Here is an 18,793-nt window from a genome sequence, read left to right on the forward strand (position 1 = left end):
CGTGCTCCCCGCTTCTATGTAGGAACACGTCCGAAAGGGGCGGGAGGTTACAGACGACTTTCGGGGCCGCCGGATCCCTACGGCACGGGGGAGGTGTGGGGCGGCGCCGAGTTCGTGGGCGGGAGCGGGCTCCGCGGTAGCTGCGCGGCCTGCGATGGCCGCGGTATCTGCGGTAGTTGTGGGGTGTGCGGTGGCCGCGGGGTCTGCGGTGGTTGCTGGGTGTGCGGTGGTTGCGGCGTTCGCGGTGGCCGCGGGCCGTGCGGGGGAGGGGCGCCCCATGGTGCGTAGGTCGGGTGGGGCCCGTACTGCGCCTGAGCGCCGGAGCCGGAGCCGGAGCCGGGCCCGGTGCCAGAGCCGGATCCGGGGTCGTGGCCGGGCCCGGTGCCGGATCCGGGGCTCCCGTCGCCGGTGCTGGACCCGGCGCCATGGCCGTGGTCGGACCCGGAGATTCCGTAGCCGTAGCCGGACGCGGGGTCGCCATAGCCGTAGCCGGACCCGGGGCTGCCGTAGCCGTAGCCCTGACCGCTTCCGTAGCCGTATGCGTACCCGCCGCCGTACGGCCCCGCGGGCCAGAACGGTGCGGGCATCGTGCCCGGGGCCGGCCGGGGTACCCGGCGGGGCCGGGGGAGCGGCACCGACAGCGCCGCGTGGGCCAGGGCGGGCTGGGCCGTCTCCCGCCGCTCCCACAGCCGGTCCAGCAGTTCCTTCTCGCGCGCGGTGAAGTCCGGCCCCGCCGTACCCCGGTACGCACGCCGCCGCAGCAGGGCCAGCGAGGTCGCGAAGGCGGTGTACTCGCCGACCGTACGGGCCGCCACCGCGCCGTGGGTGCGGCGGGCGAGGTCGCGGGCGATCCCGCGGGCGCGCATCGAGGACAGCGCGAGCGGTTCGGGCGGGGTGAGCCAGCCGGCCGTCTGGTAGGCGGTGAGCTGCTCCCGTATCGCGCGCAGTTCCTTGGTGCGGGACCAGATCGTCAGCCAGGTCAGCAACCCGAACACCGGGACCATGAACAGGGCGTAGACGATGAGGAAGCCGTAACCGCCGAGGGTCGCCGAGCCGTTCCAGACGCCGTGCAGGACCATCGCCGTCAGCAGCATCGCGATCGGTATGAGGACGCGGCGGACGCGCTGGTGCCGCGCCGCCGCGGCGGCTATGCCGAAGCCCACACCCGTCATCGACGTGAACAGGGGGTGCGCGAAGGGGGACATCACGGCGCGGATGAAGAAGGTCGCGGCCGTGGTCGACCGGATGCCGGAGTAGCCGAGCGTCTGGTCGCTGACGAAGGCCGAGCCGAGATAGAGGATGTTCTCGGTGAAGGCGAAACCGGTGGCGGTGATTCCGGCGACGACGACCCCGTCGACCAGTCCGTTGAAGTCACGGCGGCGGAAGAGGAAGAGCAGCAGGACGGCGGCCGCCTTGGCGCTCTCCTCCACGAACGGCGCGATGAAGGTGGCGCCCCAGGCGTCGGCGTCGGCCTGGCCGGTCGGGGACGAGGAGTCCACGGTCGTCATGAGCCATTCGGTGGCGAAGCCGTTGGCTATCAGCGCGACCAGCGTCGCCGCGCACGCCCCCCAGGCGAAGGCGAACAAAAGGTTTCGCCAGGGCTTGGGGTCCACGCGGTCCAGCCACCGGAAGACCGCGATGATCAGCGGCACGGGGAGGACGGCGAGGCCGAGCCCCACCAGAAAGCCCTTGGTGCCCGTCTGCTCGCGCACCAGCGCCAGGATGACCAGGCCGGAGAGCGAGAGCAGACCGGTGAGTGCGGTGGCCCTGAGCGCCTTGTTGTGCCAGACGCGGGCGAGGCGGCCGCCCGGGCCCCACAGCCGCTGGCGGGGCGGTTGCGGCCAGCCCGCCGGTGCGGCGCCGGGGTGGAACCACGGGTGCTGGTCACCGTACGGAGAGCCGTAGGACGTGCCGTACGGGGCGTCGGCGTGCGGCGCTGACCGTGCCGCTTCGCGCGGGGCGTCCCCGTGCGGGGCGTCGTCCTGTGGAGTCCCGTGTAGGGCGTCGTCCTGCGGCGTCCCGTGCGGCACGCCGTGTGGTGCCTCGTGTGGTGCCTCGTGCCGCGCTCCTTGCGGCGCCTCGTACGGCGGCGTGGCCGGTCGTGGTTCGGGCGGCTCTTGCGGGGGCGGGGACTGATGCACTCAACCGACCCTAACGAAAGGGGGAGGGGGACTCAGGGGTTATGCCCATCCCCTTGGGGTCGTTATGTGTCGTTGCGGCGGAAGATCAGGTCACGGACGAGGTGTCCCTTGTCCAGCCCCTGGCCCTCGAACTTGGTGAGCGGCCGGAAGTCCGGGCGCGGGGTGTAGCCGCCGTCGGCCTGGGAGTTGTCGAAGGCCGGACTCGCGGACAGCACCTCCAGCATCTGCTCCGCGTACGGCTCCCAGTCGGTCGCGCAGTGCAGCAGCGCACCGGGCTTCAGCCGGGTGGCGGCGAGCTCGATGAACTCGGGCTGGATGAGGCGGCGCTTGTGGTGCCGCTTCTTGGGCCAGGGGTCGGGGAAGAAGACCCGCAGCCCGGAGAGCGAGGCGGGGGCCAGCATCTCGCGGAGCAGGATGATCGCGTCGCCGTTGGCGACCCGGACGTTGTCCAGGCCGTTCCGCTCCGCGAGCGCGAGCAGATTGCCCTGGCCGGGGGTGTGGACGTCGGCGGCGAGGATGCCCGTGCCGGGGTCGGCGGCGGCCATCTGCGCGGTGGCCTCCCCCATACCGAAGCCGATCTCCAGGACGACGGGGAGGTCCGGGCGCGGGCCCGCCTCTGTGGCGAACAACTCACCGAGGTCGATACGGCTCAGCCCGTCGATGTCCAGGCCCCACTGCGGCCACAGGCGGCGCAGCGCCTCGCCCTGGCCCGGGGTCACCCGGCCGCGGCGGGGGCGGAAGGAGCGGATGCGGCGCTCGTGGTGCGAGCCCGCAGGGTCGGCCGCGGGGCCGCCGGGGAACACCGGCTCGCTGCGGTCACGGGGGGCGGGCTGAGCGCGCTCCACGTGGGAATCGGGGGCGGTGGGCTTCTCGGACACAGTGCTTCGATTCTACGGGCGGGGGTGGGGTTGGAGGCGGGGGCGGCGGCATGGAGGCTCGGCCGCGCCGACCCGGTGGGGGTGGGTGGCCGGGCCCTGCCTGGGTCCTGCCCGTGCCTCGGCGGGTGGGCTCGGTCCGTACGGTGGTGGCTGGGTCCGGCCCGTGCTTCGGTGGCGGGGCCTGGCTCCCACCGTATGGCGGCGGCTGGGTCCGACTCGTACGGTGGCGGGGCTTGGCTCCCACCGTACGGTGGCGGTTGGGCTCGGCCCGTACGGCCGTGGCGGGTCCCGGCCCGCACCTCGGCGGTGGGCATGGCCCTTACGGTGGCGATGCCTGGCCAGTACGGGAGCAGGCTCGCAGGCCCCGGCCGTACCTCGGCACGTCCCCGCCCGTGCCTCGGCAACGGTCCCCCGGCCGTACGGTCGCGGCAGGCCCCCGTCCGTACCTCAGCAACGGTCCCCGGCCGTACGGCGGCGGTGGGCCGACCCCGGCTGTGTGGACCCCGGCTGGGTGGACCCTGGCCGGGTGGGCCCCGGTCTCTACCCCCTCAACCCCACTCGCCCCACCCGCCCCGTCACCCCGTCCGCAGGGTCTCCAGCACTCGGCGGGCGACCTCGCGGCCGATCGGCAGGGAGGCCGTGGCCGCGGGCGACGGGGCGTTGAGCACGTGGACGATTCGGGGCGACTGCGAGATGAGGAAGTCGTCCACCAGCGTGCCGTCCGGCAGCACCGCCTGTGCGCGCACGCCCGCCGGGGCCGCTATCAGGTCGTCGGCCGTCACATCCGGCAGCAGGCGGCGCACGGCGTCGGTGAAGGCGCGCTTGGACAGGGAACGCCGCAGCTCACCCGCCCCGTACCGCCAGTGGCGGCGGGCGATCCGCCAGGAGCCCGGATACGCCAGCGTGCCGACCAGCTCCTGCGGGCGCACCGTATGCCAGGCGTACCCCTCGCGGGCCAGGGCCGGCACCGCGTTGGGCCCGATGTGGACGCCGCCGTCGATGCCGCGGGTCAGATGGACGCCGAGGAACGGGAACGCCGGGTCGGGCACCGGGTACACCAGACCGTTCACCAGCGAGGCGCGGGAGGGCGCCAGCTCGTAGTACTCACCGCGGAAGGGCACGATCCGCATGCCCGGGTCGTCGCCCGCCAGCCGGGCGACGCGGTCGCAGTGCAGCCCCGCGCAGTTGACCAGGGCCCGCGCGCGCAGCACCGTGCCGTCCGCCGCGCGCACGGCGACCGCGGAGGGGCGCCGGCCTATGGTGCGCACCTGCGCCCCGTACCGCACCGAGGCGCCCGCGTCCTGGGCCAGCCTGGCCAGCCGGGCCGTCACCGCGCCGAAGTCGCAGACGCCCGTCGTGCCGACATGGATCGCGGCGAGGCCGCGCACCCAGGGTTCGTACTCCGCGATCTGGGCGGGGCCCAGCTCGCGCACCGGAATGCCGTTCTCCCTGCCGCGCTGGACGAGGCCGTGGAGCCTCGGCAGCTCGGAGCGCTCCGTGGCGACGATGAGCTTGCCGGTGACCTCGTGCGGGATGCCGTGCTCGGCGCAGAACTTCACCATCTCCGCGGCGCCGCGCACCGCGAACCGCGCCTTGAGCGACCCCGGCCGGTAGTAGATACCGCTGTGGATCACGCCACTGTTCCGCCCGGTCTGGTGGCGGGCCGGGCCCGCTTCCTTCTCGAGCACGGTCACGCGCGTGCCGGGCGCGGCGCGCGTGATCGCATACGCCGTCGACATGCCGACGATCCCGCCCCCGATCACCAGCACGTCGCAGTCCAACGCCGTCACGCCATGTCACCTCCCCACGCGCCACACCGTCCAGTCGCCCGACCGTCGATCCCTATCATGACCTGCGCCACTGACAACGGCCCGAAACCCATGTGAGGACTAGGGCCCGGGCTAGGTCGACCGGTCATGTGGATCGATTCACGCCGAATCGGCCATTCCGGGCGACGCGCCTCTGAATCGCTTATTCCGGGCTGCTCCCGTCCCGCCGCTCGCACCCGATCCCATGCGGCCCGCATCCGATCCCCTGCCGCTCACGCCGGGGTCACCAGCAGCGGCCGGGCCTGCTCGCGCAGCTCGGCGACGCGCGGCTCGTCGCGGTACGCCTCGAGGCGCCGCATCAGGTCGCGCACGTACTCCGTGGTGCGCGCGGACGAGATCCGGTTGGCGACCTCCACGGCACGGGCGCCCGCCGCACAGGCCGCGTCCAGGTTGCCGGACTCCAGTTCGGCGACGGCGGACACCACGAGCCGCAGCCCGTGCGACCGTACGAACTCCTCCGTCGGCCGGGCCAGCGCCTGCTCGGTGAAGCGCCGCACCTGGCGCGGCAGCCGGAGATCGCGATAGCACTCGGCGGCGTCGGCCGCGAACCGCTCATGGCTGTAGAAGTCGAGCCAGGACGGATCGGGGTCGCCCGCCCGCGAGCGCTCCAGCCAGCCCTCGGCGGACTTCAGGGCCGCCCCGCAGGCGGGCCCGTCCCCGGACTTGGCCTGGGCGCGCGCCTCCACGAGCCGGAAGAAGCTCATGGTGCGGGCGGTGGCCAGGCCGCGGTTGCGCTCCAGGGCGGCCTGGGCCAGGTCCACGCCCTCGTCGGCGAAGCCCCGGTAGGTGGCCTGGAGGCTCATCGACGCCAGCACATAGCCGCCCAGGGGGACGTCGGCCGCGGCACGGGCGAGGCGCAGCGCCTGGATGTAGTACCGCTGTGCGGCCTCCTGTTGGCCGGTGTCGAAGGCCATCCACCCGGCGAGCCGGGTCAGTTCGGCGGTGGCGCCGAAGAGGGAGCGGCCGACCTCGTCGCTGTACGAGCCGAGCAGCAGGGGCGCCGCGTCCACCCGGAGGCACTCGGGGACCATGGAGGAACGCCAGTCGCCGCCGCCGTACTTGGAGTCCCAGCGGCGCGCGTCCTCGGCGGCCTCGCGCAGCTTGGTGACGTCACTGTGGCCGACGCGCTGCGGCGGTATGGCGTCCGGCGCCGCCGCGCCCGTGGTGCTCGCGGCGGTGGTTCCGCCCTCGGCGTCCTTGGGTTCGCGGGCCACCGAACTGTCGGCGGGGGATATGAGCCAGCGCGAGGCCGGAGTGGCGTACGCGCTTACTGAGAAAGATCCGGCCAGGCTCTGCCAAATGCCGACGCCACCGCGCCGACCCGCGAGATCCAGCCGGTAGAGCTCGGTCGCGGAGCGGACGGCCTGGCCGATGTCGCGCGGGAAGGCAAGCCCGACCTCGGGGGCCGGATCGGCATCGGCCAGGCCGATTTCGTGGAGGGGGACGGGGCGGCCGAGTTTGCTCCCGATCGCAGCCGCAATGAGGTGTGGCGCGGCGCCTTGGGGCACCATGCCCTTGGACACCCAGCGCGCGACGGACGTCTTGTCGTAGCGAAGCGTCAGGCCACGCTGGGAGCCGAGGTCGTTGACTCTGCGCGCGAGCCCGGCATTGCTGATCCCAGCGAGGGCGAGAACGGTGCCGAGCTTTTCGTTCGGCCCGCGTGGCTCCCTGGACATGCGCACCCCTCGACAGCACCGACGGCCGCCCCGGCATAAGCGCGGGGCATTCGTAAACCCAGCGTAGTTCGCCGCATCCCGACCGTTAAGAGGTGGTGTCCCGGATGGCGAGATTCTTGTACGAACGGGCGTGCGGGGCGTGACGTGTGCTCCCGGTGTGTGTGGCTGTGCGCCCGTGTGTGCGCTCTGTCTCAGTCGCGGCGGGGACGTTTCGATGGGTCCTGCGTGGGTCGGCCCGCTGTACTGGATCCAGTGGGCTGGGGGACGCCGCCGCCTCATTCCCCGCGGGTGGCGGAACGGTCCGGGAGGCGAATGCCGCCTCCCGGACTGTCGTGTCGGGAGGCGCGAGAGGCGGAGGTTAAGTCCTTACAGGTCGTCCGCAAGACCAACGAGAGCGCCACGGCAACTTGGCTGAATATCGCCCCTCACGGCCGGGCTCCCGCGTCGGGCCGGGGAGGGGGAGGCCCGACGCGGGAAGCCCTCCTACGCGTAGAACGCGCCCGGATTCGGCGTGGATTCCGCCCAGTTCTCCCCCGGAGCGGTGAGCCACCTAGCACATGCCGCGGATGTCGCCGCGCGCGATGGCCGTCGCGGCACGGAGCGGTAACGCCCCCGTGTGGTCTGCGGATTGGCGCTCGGGCGGCGCTCTTTCCGTGCGCCCCTTCGTGCGCCTTTTGTGCGCCGTTCCGCACACTCATCGATGCCCTTGCGCTCTTGTGCGCCCCAATCGTGGCAGCATGGGCCATGGCGGAACGGTGGGTCGCTACCGGCGGTGGTTCCCTCGACGGGCTCCTTACGGATGCCTTCGTGAGAGGCGCCAACCCCTGGGATCAACTCTGCGATTCCTGCGGTCATCTGTGGTCACAGGACATCCAGGAGATCCATGTTGTTGTCCGGTTCGATGCCGAAACCGTCAACATGCTGTGCATGATGGCACCTACTTCTTGGTTGCCCTGGATGCCCACAGCCTGTGGAGGCGGCGATGCGGTGGTTGGTGGGGTGGAGCAGTACCGCATCCGGCCCGGTCTCCTCGGAGGGCCGGGCGATCCAGCCGGTCGGTGCCCAACTCCTGTGGTCCGACCCCGATCCGCTGTGGGCGGTCGGCGACTGGCGTCCCGATGAAGTACGCGTCGTCCAGACCGACCCCTTCGCCCGCCTCGCCGTCTTCGGCTGCTGCGGCGCCTCCGACGAGGAGCTGCGGGTGGGGCTGTTCGCCGCCCGCGGCGGCGCCCTGCGCCATCTGACCGCCTGGCCCGGCAGCTACACGGCCGTGGCCCAGGTCGGCCGCCGCGTCACCATCGTCGGCGACCTCGCGGGCGCCCGGCCGGTATTCCACACCGACTGGGGCGGCGGCACCGCCTACGCCACGGCCGCGCTCCCGCTCGCCGACCTCATCGAGGCCCAGCTCGACGTCGGCCACCTCGGCGCGCTGCTCGCCTGTCCCGACTCCCCGGAGGCCATGGGCGACGGCACGCCCTATATGGGCGTCAGACGCGTGCCCCCGGGCCATGCGCTGATCCTGCGCGACGGCGCCCGCGACATCACCGGCTACGAGCCCACCGCGTCCCTCGCCGTCGCCGCGCCCCCGCTCGACCAGGACGAGGCCGTGGACGCGGTCCGGGACGCCCTCGTGGAGGCCGTACGGGCCCGGCTCACCGCCCCGCGCCACGCCCCCGAGACCGATGACCTCGACCCCGGTCCGGTGCCCGGCATGGGGCCCGCCGAGCGGCGGGCCGCCCGCGGCGCCCCGGCCCCCGGCATCGGCGCCGATCTGTCCGGAGGCAGCGCCTCCGCCACGCTCGCCCTGCTCGCCGCCGGTCTCCCCGGAATGCCCGGCACCCTCTTCGGACACGGCACCGAGGCGGGCGAGCGGCTCCTGGCCGTCACCTTCAACGACCTCGCCACGGCGGGCGGCGCCCGCACCCGCGAGGCCGAGCTCGAACGGGCCGGAGCCATCGCCGCCAATCCGCGGCTGCACCATGTGGTCGTCGCCGCGGGCGAGGACGCCCTGCCGTACGCGGGCCTCGACACCGGCGCCCTTACCGACGAGCCCGGCCCCTCCCTCGTCATCGCCGAACGCCACCGGCGCCGGCTCGCCGCGGGCAGCGCCGACCACTTCATCGGGCACGGCGCCCGCCAGGTGCTCGACGCCCACCCCGCACGCCTCGCGGACCTGCTGCTCGACCGCCGCAGACGCCATCTGCTGCGCCCCGCAACGGCGCTCGCCAAGGCCGACGGCCCCTCCGCGCAGTCCTTCTTCGTGCCCTTCACGGTCTACCGGGCCGCCCGGCGGCTGGCCCGCACCTCCTACCGCGACGGCGTCCAGGAGGCCGCCGCGCGCCTTATGGAGCACCGCTTCATCGACGAGCAGGCGCTACACGGCCCCGGCGCCGTATCCGCCTCCCTCGCCGCCCTGACGTGGTGCCGCCCAGGGCCCGCCGCCCGCTGGCTCACCGGGGAGACGCTCGCCGAGGTGTCCGTACGGCTGGAGGAGGCGGCCGTGCGACCCGTGCTGCTGCGCCGCCCCGGTGAGCGCCGCGCCGACGCCGCCCTCGCCCGCTACGCGGCGGACCACCGCGTCTTCGAGCAGGCCGCCGAGATCCGCAGCCAGCGCCTGCACGCGCCCTTCCTCGACAACCAGGTCGTACGGGCCTGCCGTGCGCTCCCCGAGGCGCTTCGGGTGCAACCGGGGGCGCGCGCCGCCGTGCTGCGGTCGGTCCTCGCCGGAGCGGGCATCCGGGAGCTGCCCCCCGGCTGGGGAGCCACCTCCCACGCCTCCCACACCGCCGCCGTACGGACCGGCATGCGCACCTGGACGGGCGAGCTGATGACCCTCTTCGACGCGCCGCTGCTGGCCGACGCGGGCCTGATCGAGGCCCGTGTCGTCCGTAAGGCGCTCCGCGCCGCCGCACAGGGGGAGCGGCTGCCCCTGGACGGCCTGGCCGAGCTCGTCTCCACCGAAGTCTGGCTGCGGCGCCTGCTGGCCCGCCGCGGCACCTGCTGGACGGGCACGGCGGCGCCACGCCAGCGGGCGGTGGCGGGCGGAGTGGTGCCGCGGCCGAGCCTGTGACGGCTTCCGCACCGAGGCGGCACGAGGCCGCCTTGTGACACCTGGCCCCGGGGAGTCCTACGGGACATGGCCCCTGACGCCCAAGGAGCCGAGGTGCCTGCCCCTAGCGCTCAGGGAGCCGGGGTGTTCGCCCCGCGCGCTCGGGGAGCCAGGGTGTCTGCGGTGCGGGCTCAGGGAGCCAGGGTGTCTGCGGTGCGGGCTCAGGGAGCCGGGGCGATCGCCGGGCGCCGGAACTCGGCGTTCTCACGGGGAACGAGAGGCCGGCGTTCCTACCGGTGGTGGGAAGCCGGTGTCCTTACGGCGGGCGAAAACGAATGGACCCCTCCGCCGCCGCTCCGCACCATCTCCCCAGCGGCAATCCGCGACCTAGGAGAATGGCCCCTGTGCGGTATCTGATCCTCGGCACCACCGAAGCGCGCGATGACCATGGCGACCCGCTCCCTCTCGGCGGCCCCCGGATCCGCGCGCTGCTCGCCGCGCTCGCCGTAAGGGCCGCACGCACCGCCCCGGCCTCCGTCGAGGTCCTGATCGACGAGGTGTGGGCCGACGACCCTCCGCATGACGCGCCCGCCGCGCTCCAGGCGCTCGTCGGCCGGTTGCGCCGGGCCATCGGCAGGGACGCCGTGGTCTCCTCACCCGGCGGCTACCGGCTCGCGACCGCCGCGCCCCAGGACGACGTCGACCTGCTGCGCTTCGAGCGGCTGACACACGAGGGCATACGCGCTCTGGACGCCGACGACCTCGAGACGGCCGCCGCCACCCTCCGTAAGGCGCTTGCCCTGTGGCGCGGCCCGGCCCTCGCCGACCTGCCGGACCGGGACGCGGCCGCCGCCCGCCCCGAGGCGCTCCGGCTGACCGCGCTGCACCGCCGGATCGACGCGGACCTCGCGCTCGACCGCCCTACGGATGTCATACCGGAGCTGCGCGAGCTCGTCGCGGACCATCCGCTCGACGAAACGTTCCACGCCCAGCTGATCCGCGCGCTGCGGGCGGCCGGTCACTCCGCCGACGCCCTCGCGGCGTACGAGGACGTCCGCAGGATCCTCGCCGACCGCCTCGGCACCGACCCGGGAGCGGAGCTCAAGGAGCTCCACAGACGGCTGCTGACGACGGACGCCGAGTCGGCCCTCCAGGAGCCGCGTGGCGGAGGGCCCACCGGGCAGGCCGCCCCGTCGAGGGCCGACGCCCACGAGGGGCGCGGGGACGGGACCCGGGCGGACGGCACCGCGATCGACGGCCGCAGGACGGCCAGGAACACGTTCGACGGCCGGGCCGGGGGCGGAGGAACCGACGGCGAGGCCGAAAGCCGCGTCGACGGCCGGGAGGCGGGCCCGCGCACCACCGTGCCGCGTCTGCCGCACGGCAACCTCAGAGCCCGCCTCACCAGCTTCGTCGGCCGCCAGAAGGAGATCGGCGACATCCTCCGCGACCTGGAGGGCGCCCGGCTGGTCACCCTCACCGGCCCCGGCGGCTCCGGCAAGACCCGCCTCTCCGAGGAGGCCGCCGGGGCCGTGACGGACGGCTACCCCGACGGCGTCTGGATCGCCGAACTCGCCCCGCTCGACCAGCCCTCCGCCGTCCCCGGCGCCGTCCTGAGCGCGGTCGGCCGCCGCGCGACCATGCTGCTCGCCTCCGGTCTGGAAAGCCGCACCACGGGCGCGGACGGCGGGGATCCGACGAGCCGCCTCGTCGAGTACTGCGCCGACCGCCGGCTGCTGCTCCTGCTCGACAACTGCGAGCACGTCATCGACACCGCGGCACGGCTCACCGAGACCCTGCTCGCGCACTGCCCGGGGGTAACCGTGCTCGCCACCAGCCGGGAGCCGCTGGGGGTGCCTGGCGAGACCGTAAGGCCGGTGGAACCGCTGCCGCCCGCCCCCGCCCACCAGCTGTTCGCCGAGCGCGCCGCCACCGTACGGCCCGGCTTCGACCCGGCGGCGGACCCGGACACGGCGGCCGCGGTCGCGGAGATCTGCCGCCGCCTGGACGGTCTGCCGCTGGCGATCGAGCTGGCCGCGGCGCGGCTGCGGCTGCTGACCCCACGCCAGATCGCCGACCGGCTGGACGACCGCTTCCGCCTGCTGACCAGCGGCAGCAGAACCGCGCTGCCCCGCCAGCAGACCCTGCGGGCCGTCGTCGAGTGGTCCTGGGACCTGCTCGACGAGCGCGAGCGCACCATGCTGCGCCGTGCCTCGGTCTTCGCGGGCGGGTGGACCCTGTCCGCGGCCGAGGCGGTGTGCGCGGACGCCCCGCCCGGCGCGAGCACCCTTACGGACGGCACGGATCACACGGATCAAACGGACGGTGCGGACAGCACGGATCGCACGCGCGGTACGGATCGCACGCGCGGCATGGATCGCACGCGCGGCACGGAGCACACGCGCGGCATGGACACCGATGGCGTCATCGAGGACGGCGTCGGCATTCGTGACGCCCTTACGGACGCGACGGCGGGCACGCCGACACTGGGCGACACCGTCGCGTACGCCGAGACGCGCGCCCCCACGCGCTCTCATACGCGCCCCCAGGCCAGGATCGCGCCCGCCGAGGTGCTGGAACTGCTCGGGGCGCTGGTCGACAAGTCGCTGCTGATCGTCGATCATCCGTCGCACGGTTCGGCGGCGGAGTCCTCCGGCCCGGCGGGCGGCGAACCCCGCTACCGGATGCTGGAGACCATCAACGAGTACGTCGGCGAGCGCGCCACCGAGGACGCCACGGCCCGCGCCGACAACAAGGCCGCCATGGCCCGTCACACCGCCCACTTCCGGGACTTCATCCGCACCGCCGAGCCCCGTCTGCGCTCCGCCGGCCAACTGCCCTGGCTGCGCCTCGTCGAGACCGACCTCGACAACATCCGGGCAGCCCTGCACCGCTCCCTGACCACCGCGGATCAGGGCACCGTCTTCGCGCTCATCCGCGACCTGGCATGGTTCTGGTGGCTGCGCAACTACCGGGACGAGGGCGCCGCATGGGTCGGCCGTGCCCTGGCCCTGGAGAGCCCCCACGGCACGGACGGCGAGGCGGACCGGGCACCGGGCGGCGGCCATCCCCTCGACCAGTTCCCGCTGATCCCGGCCCGGGTACCGGACGGCGAGGACGGCGTCGACGAGGAAGCCACCCGGTACTGGCAGTTCATGGATCTGCGCCTGCTGCTCTTCTTCCTGCTCGCCGAGCAGGGCACCGGTCCGGATCTGAGCGACCCCGAGCTCCGGGACGCTGCCATACGTATGCGGGACGCGTACGCGAGCCATCCAGGGCCCCGCAGCGCGCGCTTCCCGGGTCTGCTGTGGCCCTTCGCGGCCTTCGTCATCCAGGGCTTCAGCGGCGAGGTGCTGCCGCTCATGGACCAGACCGTGGCCCACTGCCGGGCCCATGGCGACGACTGGGCGCTCGGCGTCTCGCTGATGTACCGCACCCATCTCGCCATCGACATGCCGGGCGGCGTCGAGAACGTCGACGACGACCTGGCCGAGCTGCTCGAGCTGGCCGCCCGCGTCGGCGACCGCTGGGTGCTCGCCCAGGCGGAGGGCGCGCGCAGCGAGATCGCCACTCATCGCGGCCGGTTCGCGGAGGCCAGGGCCGCTTATGAGAAGGCGACGCGACTCGCGCGGGAGCTCGGCGCCCACACCGAGGTGCCGTTCCTCTGCACCCGCCTCGCCGATCTCGCCCTCCACGAGAGGGACGTGGAGGGGGCGCTGAAGCTGGTGGAGCGCTCGGAGGAGGCGGCGGACCGCTGCGGCACCCAGGACGTTCGGGCCTTCAACCTCGTCGTGCGCAGCGAGGCCGAGCTGGTACGCGGTGATCTGGCGCGGGCCAGGACGTATTGCGACGCCGCGCGGCACCTCGCGATGCATGGCGCCTCGCCGCGGCAGTTCTGGGTCGTGGCCAACGGTCTGGACGCCCGTATCACCGGCCTGGAGGGCGATCTGGTCGGCGGACTCCGCAAGCTGCGGAGCACTCTGCGCGAGGGTTTCGCGGTGAACTCCATGGAGCTTCTGCTGGCCCATCAAGCGGAGTCGGCGGCCGAGCTCCTGGCGGGATGCGGACACGAGCGGCTCGCCGCGCGGCTGCTGGGCGCGGCCGACGGCTGGCGCGGTCGGCTGCCGCGCTCACCGCTGGTGGCCGGGGACGTCGGCGCGACCGCGGCGCGCGTGAGCGAGGCGCTGGGCCAGGACGCGGTGGAGAAGCTGCGCTCCGAGAGCACGGCCCTGACCCCCGAGGAGGCCCTCCGTCTGCTCGACGAGGCGCTGAGCTCTCTCGACGTCGCCGATGCCGATGCCACTGGTGACGGTGCCGCTGGTGACGGTGCCGCTGTCTCCGACGCCGCCGATGAGTAGGCCGACCCCGCCGCAACCGTCGCCCCGGCCGCAACCGCCAACCGGGGCGCCGCCGCCGACGTGGCACCCAAAGCCGCCGACCGGAGCGCCGCACCGCCGCCCGCCCACTGATACGGGCAGGAGCAGCAGACGCGACGTCCCGGCCGACCGTCACATGTCGTCACTCATACGGAGGAGGCGAGATGCGCCGCTCACCCCCTGAAACCGACGCGCGAAGACGAGAACGTGTCTCGCTCCGGGGCCGACGGCATCACCCCATGGGGCGTGACCGCAGCCCGTCCAGCAGGATGTCCAGCAGCCGCGCCGAGGCCGCCGCCTGCTGTGCCGCGTCCGGCAGCGAGGGCGCCGCCGTGGCGATCACCAGCAGCACATCGGCGACCGTGACATCCGGGCGAAGCTCACCCGCGGCCCGTGCCCGCTCCACCAGCTGCCCGACGACCTCCAGCAGCGCCGCGGCGCCCGCGTCGTCCGGCTCGTTCTCAGCGACCATCGGCCGCTCGACCAGCCGGAGCTCCGGCTGAGCCGGTGCCGCTAACGCCGCCTGCCGCTGCTGCGGCAGCCGGATCTCGGTTTCCACGTCGACCCCGACCCGCAGCACCTGCGGCGGAAGCAGCCGGCCCGCACCGGACGCCACCGAAGTACGCAGGAACCGGGCCAGCGCCGACCACGGCTCGTTCTCCTGACCCAGCGCCGCTCGCGCCTGATCGGTCAGCCTTGCCGTCTCCTCCTCGGCTATCCGGCGCACCAGCACGTCCTTACTGGGGAACCGCCGATAGACGGTGCCCACACCTACCCGCGCCCGGCGCGCCACGTCTTCCATCGGAGCCCCGTACCCCAGCTCACCGAAGACCTCGCGCGCCGCCCGCAGGACGTGCTCCAGATTGCGCTGCGCGTCCACGCGCAGCGGTGTGTTCCGTCCGCCGTTTCCGTCCGACGACGCGACGGCTGCGGACCATGACGAACCCTGAAGGTGCATAAGTGATCCCCCGGTAATGATGTCTCCCCCCGGAGACTCCCCGCCCAGACTGTCGAGGCAGTCACAACCCCGACGAAGTACGAACATAGTTGAGCGCAGGTCAAGAAAGAAGAGGGTAGCTCGGGACAGAACGCCCCCCGATCAGAGCAGCAGACCACCTCTTTCCGGCTATCCGCCCGCTTGCCCCCACCTATCCCGGGGCTGACCTGCGGACATTTCGTACGTGTAACCGATTCCCCGACTCGGGGCCGAGCGAGCCGTCCGGTCACACAATTCGTCGGGCCTGTGGACAAACCGCGGTCGCGCGTGCCTCATGGGAGGGTGAAGGAACCAGCGCGCATTCTCGTTGTCGGTGGTGGCTACGTCGGGATGTACGCCGCGCTGCGCCTCCAGCGAAAGCTGAAGCGGGAGCTGAGGCACGGCGGGGTGCAGGTGATCGTGGTCGACCCCGAGCCGTATATGACCTACCAGCCGTTCCTGCCCGAGGCGGCGGCCGGATCGATCTCGCCCCGCCATGTGGTGGTGCCGTTGCGGCGGGTCCTGCCCGACTGCACGGTCGTCATCGGCGAGGCCACCGCGATCCACCACGGCAAACGCACCGCGACCGTGAGAACCCTCGCCACGGAGGAAGAGGGCACCGGCACGGTCGACATCCACTACGACGAGCTGGTGCTGGCCCCCGGATCCGTGTCCCGCGCCCTCCCGGTCCCCGGCCTCGCCGAGTTCGGCATCGGCTTCAAGACCGTCGAGGAGGCCATCGGCCTGCGCAACCACGTCCTCGAACAGCTGGACATCGCCTCCTCGACCCGGGACCCGGACGTCCGCGACGCGGCGCTGACCTTCGTCTTCGTCGGCGGCGGATACGCGGGCGTCGAGGCGCTCGGCGAGCTGGAGGACATGGCCCGGTACGCCGTCCGCTACTACCACAACATCGCCCCCGAAGACCTGAAGTGGATCCTCGTCGAGGCCACCGACCGGATCCTTCCGGAGGTCGGCGAGGAGATGGGCAAGTACGCCGTACGGGAGCTGCGCGGCCGCAATATCGACGTGCGGCTGGAGACCCGCCTGGACTCCTGCGTCGACCGGATCGCCGCACTGAGTGACGGCTCGCGCTTCCCCACCCGCACGCTCGTGTGGACCGCGGGCGTCAAACCGCACCCGATCCTCGCCTCCACCGATCTGCCCCTGAACGAGCGCGGCCGGCTCAAATGCACCGCGGCCCTCCAGGTTGACGGCGTGGAGCACGCCTGGTCGGCCGGGGACGCCGCGTCGGTGCCCGACCTGACGGCCGACCGGCCCGGCGCGGAGTGCGCCCCCAACGCACAGCACGCCGTGCGCCAGGCCAAGGTCCTCGCCGAGAACGTGGCCGCCGCGCTCGTGGGCCAGCCGCTCACGGACTACGAGCACAAGTACGCGGGCTCCGTGGCCTCCCTGGGGCTCCACAGAGGAGTCGCACACGTCTACGGGCGCAAGTTGAAGGGCTACCCGGCGTGGTTCATGCACCGCGTCTACCACCTCAGCCGGGTGCCGACGTTCAACCGTAAGGCACGCGTGCTGGCCGAATGGATTCTGTCGGGGCTGTTCAAACGCGAGATCGTCTCGCTGGGGTCGCTGGAGAACCCGCGGGCCGAGTTCAAGCTCGCCGCGGACACCGGTCGCCATCCCGGAGCCAGTTGAGCCGATCGGGGCGGAGCCGGGAACTCCCCTCCCACGATCGGCGTCTCACGGATGTCAGTCCGGTCGGCCACACTGGTCGTGTGACCATGGGTGGGCTCGTATCTGCAAAGAGTGACAATCGCGAGGATTCGGAAGTTTGCTGCATTCCCCTGGGGGTCGTCCCCCGTACCCGCACCCATCTCCCCGATCCCGCGCCGGCGCGCAGCTCAGCCACCACCCCACGAGGTAATCCGCAGTGAACTTCACGCGCTGGAGCGCCCGGCTCCCCCGAACCCAGCGACGCATCGCCGCCCGGGCAGACCGCGGTGGGCGGCGGCCGAAGCCCGCGGCCGCCGCTGGCGGCGGCTCCGTCCCGGCGGCCCGGGGCGAGAGCGCCGACCCGTCGGGGAGCGGTGAGCCTCCCGCCGTCCCCTCCGACGCCGCGCCGCCCGCCGCCGTCCCGTCCCTTGACGGGCTGTCCGCCCATGACCTGCTCGGCCAGGTGCCGGCGCTGGTCGCGGTGGTCTACGGCCCCGAGCACCGCATCGCCTACCTCAACGACACCTATGTCGAGCTCTTCGGCTCCCGGACCCCCGGCACACCCGCCGGCCAGGCCCTGCCCGAGCTGAGAGAGCTGGGGCTGCTGCCGCTCATGGACCAGGTCCTGCGCAGCGGCAAGCCCCGTACGGTCAAGTCCCGGCAGGTGCCCGCGGGCGGCCCGGCGACCACGCCCGGGCCGCGGCGGGAGGGCGCGGCCCCCGGCCCCGGCCGGTCCCGCCACGGCTACTACACCTTCACCTGCTCCCCGATCGAGATGGCCGCGCCGAGGGGCGTCGCCCCCGCGCGGCCGGTGGACGAGCGGACGGGGGAGGGGGCCGTGGACGGAACGCCGGTGGACGGAACGCAGGTGGACGGGACACCGGTGGACGGCTCGGTCCGGGAAGACGTCGTCCGTAAGGCCGTCGCCGTGCCGGAGGCGGTCGCCACCGAGACCGCCTCCGGCACCGACACCGTCACCGAGCCGATCCGTGGCGTGCTCGTCTTCGGCGCCGACGTCACCGACCAGGTGGAATCCGCGGAGCGGCTGCGCGCCAGCGAGCGCCTTCAGCGCGAGGCGGCCGTCACGCTCCAGCGCAGCCTCCTCCCCCAGGGGCTGGAGCAGCCCGACGATCTGCGGGTGGCCGCCACCTACCAGCCCGGCGGCACCGACGCGGCGGTGGGCGGCGACTGGTACGACGTCATCACCCTGGGCGCCGGCCGCACCGCCCTCGTCATCGGCGACGTCATGGGCCGCGGTGTGCGGGCGGCCGCCGTCATGGGCCAGCTGCGCACCGCCGTCCGCGCCTACGCCCGTCTCGACCTCCCGCCGCACGAGGTGCTGCAACTCCTCGACGGCCTGGCCGCCGAGATCGACCCCCACCAGATCGCCACGTGCGTCTACGCCGTCCACGACCCCAACGAGAACCGCCTCGTCTATGCCTCCGCGGGCCATCTGCCGATCCTGGTCCGCGACCCGGACGGCACCGTGCGCCGCGCCTCCGAGCCCACCGGACCGCCCCTTGGCACCGGCGGCTGGCTGCACACCACCGGCTCGGTCCCGCTCGGCCCCGGGGCCAGCGCGGTCCTCTACACCGACGGTCTGGTGGAGCGGCGCGACAAGGACATCTACGACGGAGTGGCCGCGCTCGAGCGCGTCTTCGCGGGCGCGACCGGCTCGCCCCAGGTGATGTGCGACCGCCTCATCAGGGCCCTGGGCATCACCGCGGAGCACGACGACGATGTGGCGGTGCTGGTCCTCCAGCACCCGGCCCGTACGGGGCATGACGCGGAGCTCTTCCACAACGCCGCGCTGGAGCTCCTCGGCGGGGTGGAAGCCGCACCGCGCGCCCGGGCCTTCGCCTCCGGGGTCCTCGCCAGCTGGCGCTTCCCCATGGAGCTGCGCGATCTGGGCGTGCTCGCCGCCAGCGAGCTCGTCGCCAACTCCCTTCAGCACGGCACACCGCCCATGCGGCTCCGGCTGCGCCGCACCGACCGCCGCCTGATCATCGAGGTGACGGACGGCGATGAGCATCTGCCGCGCCGCCGCCGGGCCGAACCGGTGGACGAGGCCGGACGCGGTATCTCGATCGTCGCGACCATCGCCTCGGCCTGGGGCTCACGCCGCACACCGGGCGGCGGCAAGGCGGTGTGGTGCGAGTTCGCCCTGCCGGTGGGCTAGCTCCACGGAGCC

The 18,793-nt window shown here is 73.4% G+C and carries 9 protein-coding genes; 4 read left to right on the forward strand and 5 right to left on the reverse strand.

What is annotated here, in order from left to right; all coding sequences use genetic code 11:
* Positions 1-77: 77 nt before the first annotated feature.
* The 4 genes from ACJX2R_RS28775 to ACJX2R_RS28790 all read right to left on the reverse strand — a co-directional run bounded on the left by ACJX2R_RS28775 (position 78) and on the right by ACJX2R_RS28790 (position 6,524).
* Complete coding sequence (locus ACJX2R_RS28775; RefSeq protein WP_413102523.1) at positions 78-2,030, reverse strand: PrsW family intramembrane metalloprotease; 1,953 nt, start codon at positions 2,028-2,030, stop codon at positions 78-80.
* A 173-nt stretch (positions 2,031-2,203) separates the two neighbouring features.
* Entirely contained in the window at positions 2,204-3,019 is an 816-nt protein-coding gene (gene trmB / locus ACJX2R_RS28780; protein WP_413102524.1) for a tRNA (guanosine(46)-N7)-methyltransferase TrmB, read from the reverse strand.
* A 575-nt stretch (positions 3,020-3,594) separates the two neighbouring features.
* Positions 3,595-4,809, reverse strand: a complete 1,215-nt coding sequence (lhgO, locus tag ACJX2R_RS28785) for an L-2-hydroxyglutarate oxidase (RefSeq protein ID WP_413102525.1) — start codon at positions 4,807-4,809, stop codon at positions 3,595-3,597.
* 251 nt (positions 4,810-5,060) lie between these two features.
* Entirely contained in the window at positions 5,061-6,524 is a 1,464-nt protein-coding gene (locus tag ACJX2R_RS28790; RefSeq protein WP_413102526.1) for an MFS transporter, read from the reverse strand.
* Between the two features lie 982 nt (positions 6,525-7,506).
* On the opposite strand from ACJX2R_RS28790, the gene ACJX2R_RS28795 reads away from it, so the two are divergent.
* Both ACJX2R_RS28795 and ACJX2R_RS28800 read left to right on the forward strand, forming a co-directional pair.
* Positions 7,507-9,594: an asparagine synthase-related protein gene (locus ACJX2R_RS28795; RefSeq protein ID WP_413102527.1), complete on the forward strand. Its 2,088-nt coding sequence runs from the start codon at positions 7,507-7,509 to the stop codon at positions 9,592-9,594.
* Positions 9,595-9,968: 374 nt separating this feature from the next.
* On the forward strand, positions 9,969-13,931 hold the full coding sequence (locus ACJX2R_RS28800; protein ID WP_413102528.1) for an AfsR/SARP family transcriptional regulator: 3,963 nt from the start codon (positions 9,969-9,971) through the stop codon (positions 13,929-13,931).
* A gap of 250 nt (positions 13,932-14,181) precedes the next feature.
* Here the strand turns inward: ACJX2R_RS28800 and ACJX2R_RS28805 are convergent, their stop codons facing one another.
* The gene (locus ACJX2R_RS28805; protein WP_413102529.1) at positions 14,182-14,907 is read right to left on the reverse strand and encodes a TetR/AcrR family transcriptional regulator; all 726 of its coding nucleotides are present in this window, start codon (positions 14,905-14,907) and stop codon (positions 14,182-14,184) included.
* 321 nt (positions 14,908-15,228) lie between these two features.
* On the opposite strand from ACJX2R_RS28805, the gene ACJX2R_RS28810 reads away from it, so the two are divergent.
* Positions 15,229-16,584 carry an NAD(P)/FAD-dependent oxidoreductase gene (locus ACJX2R_RS28810; protein WP_262703420.1) on the forward strand — a complete coding sequence of 452 codons (1,356 nt, stop codon included), beginning with the start codon at positions 15,229-15,231 and terminating at the stop codon, positions 16,582-16,584.
* Positions 16,585-16,819: 235 nt separating this feature from the next.
* A complete protein-coding gene (locus ACJX2R_RS28815; protein ID WP_413102530.1) occupies positions 16,820-18,781 on the forward strand; it encodes a SpoIIE family protein phosphatase in 1,962 nt (653 codons plus the stop codon).
* The last annotated feature ends 12 nt before the right edge of the window (positions 18,782-18,793 follow it).

This window comes from Streptomyces sp. Inha503 (genome assembly GCF_047215865.1).
Lineage (GTDB): Bacteria > Actinomycetota > Actinomycetes > Streptomycetales > Streptomycetaceae > Streptomyces > Streptomyces lycopersici.